Origin of the sequence: uncultured Campylobacter sp., assembly GCF_937997405.1 — a bacterium.
Taxonomy (GTDB): domain Bacteria; phylum Campylobacterota; class Campylobacteria; order Campylobacterales; family Campylobacteraceae; genus Campylobacter_B.
Map to the genome: position 1 here is coordinate 1 of NZ_CALKTL010000172.1, position 1,843 is coordinate 1,843.

The following is a 1,843-nucleotide window of genomic DNA, read 5'->3' on the forward strand; positions in this document are numbered from 1 at the left end:
CTGTGTCGCCGCTAGCGAGTTTTATGCGGTGTGCGGTCGCAATAGGAGCTGTAAAATTTACTCGCTTCGGTGCCGTAAAATTTTAAAATTTAGCCTGCGTAGAATTTTGCGAAATTTTAAAATTTCAGTGAGCGGATTTTTAAATTTAGCCTAAAATACGTGGCGCAAAAGCACGAATGCAAACGCTGAAAGCAGCGCCGAGACGGGCAGGGTGATGATCCACGCTAGCCCGATCGGCTTCATCAGCGACCAGTTCGTGCTGTGATTTACCAAGCCGATGCCTAAAATCGCGCCGATTAGCACGTGGGTCGAGGAGATCGGCAGCCCCAGCACCGATGCCGCCATGACGACGACGGCGCTTGCGAGCTCGGCGCTAAAGCCCGAAGCGGGGTGAATTTTGGTAAGATTGGTGCCTACGGTGGCGATTACCTCTTTGCCGATGAACCAAAGCCCCGCTATAAGGGCTACTGCGAACATTATCATAATCTGCTGCGGCACGGGAGTGGAGGGATTGATACTATTCGTAGCCATCGTATCGATGATGGCGGCAAACGGACCCACGGCGTTTGCGATGTCGTTGCTGCCGTGAGAAAAGGCAAAGCCGCTAGCAGTGAGTACCTGTAGCCAGCTAAACATCAAAAACGCAGATTTGTTTAAATTTGAGCGGCGCAGGGTTTTAGCGAAAATAAACATCAAAAGCCAGGTAATTAGCGTAGACATACCGATGATGAGGTAGTTGTAAAAATTCGTAAGCCCGAAATTTAGATTATGCAGCCCCTTAAATATCAGCATCGCAGAGATTACGAAAGCGCCGATACCCGCTACGGCGGGGATACCGTACTCTAGGGCTTTGTGAGATTTGAGCTTCTCTTTTTTCGCGTCAAGCTCGATCACCTTTTTATAATACTCGCTATCCAGCTCGCTTGGATCAAAATCGGGATCGCGCATCGCGTAGATATCGTGATTTAGCGCTTCTGCATAGGCGATCTTTTGGATGTCGTCCAGGGTCTCGAAGGTCTTTTTATGCAATTTGCGGAGAGATTTTTTTTCGCGCTTTATGCGGTCGATCTTTATTTGAGCGTAGCGGTTGTAATCCAAAATATAATGCTTGATTAGCCAGAAAATTCCAAAAGAGATCACTCCGCCCAAAATTGGCGAGAGCACCCAAGAGATCGCTATTTTGCCGATCTTATCCCACTGCACTAGCCACAATGCGGAAGTCTCTGCGGTATTAAGCAGGGCGCCTAGCGTAAGCCCCGAGCCCACGATACCGCCGATGATCGCATGAGTAGTAGATACTGGCAAGCCCTTTCTGCTAGCAAAAAGCAGCCATGCCCCCGCCGCAAAAAGCGCGCTCATCATTACGTAGATAAAGTCTCTCGGATGCACGTCCATTTTGCTAAGATCGATTATGCCGCTGCGGATCGTCGAGGTTACTTCGCCGCCTGCGATTACTGCGCCGCTTGCTTCAAATACCGCCGCGATGCAAAGGGCTTGCGCTATGCTAAGAGTGCCGCTTCCGACGCTGGTGCCGAAGGAATTTGCCACGTCATTTCCGCCGATATTAAAGGCCATAAAAATGCCTAAAAATACCGAAACTAAAAATAGCATTTTATCGCCGCTTCCTATAAAACCGAATCCCCAGATAAGAAAATAGATTGTTACGCCGCAGAATATGCCGTAGAAAATGAGACTTATCTTGCTAGATTTCATAGCTCTCCCTTAAAATCCGCGAAATTTTACCACACGCGCCTTAATCCCCACTAAATCGCACAGGCGAGGTATATAAATTTTAATTTTAAAAGCGAATTTAGTGGCGCGCGCTAAGCTTTATTAAATCAAT

Annotated in this window: 1 protein-coding gene; it reads right to left on the reverse strand. The window is 48.0% G+C overall.

The annotated features are described in order from the left end of the window. Window positions 1–150: 150 nt before the first annotated feature. Window positions 151–1,713 carry an inorganic phosphate transporter gene (locus Q0372_RS09225; RefSeq protein WP_005869776.1) on the reverse strand — a complete coding sequence of 521 codons (1,563 nt, stop codon included), beginning with the start codon at window positions 1,711–1,713 and terminating at the stop codon, window positions 151–153. Window positions 1,714–1,843 lie beyond the last annotated feature (130 nt).

Excerpts from the sequence above, each read along its gene's own strand:
- Q0372_RS09225 (WP_005869776.1), bottom strand. The coding sequence starts at position 1,713 with ATGAAATCTAGCAAGATAAGTCTCATTTTCTACGGCATATTCTGCGGC.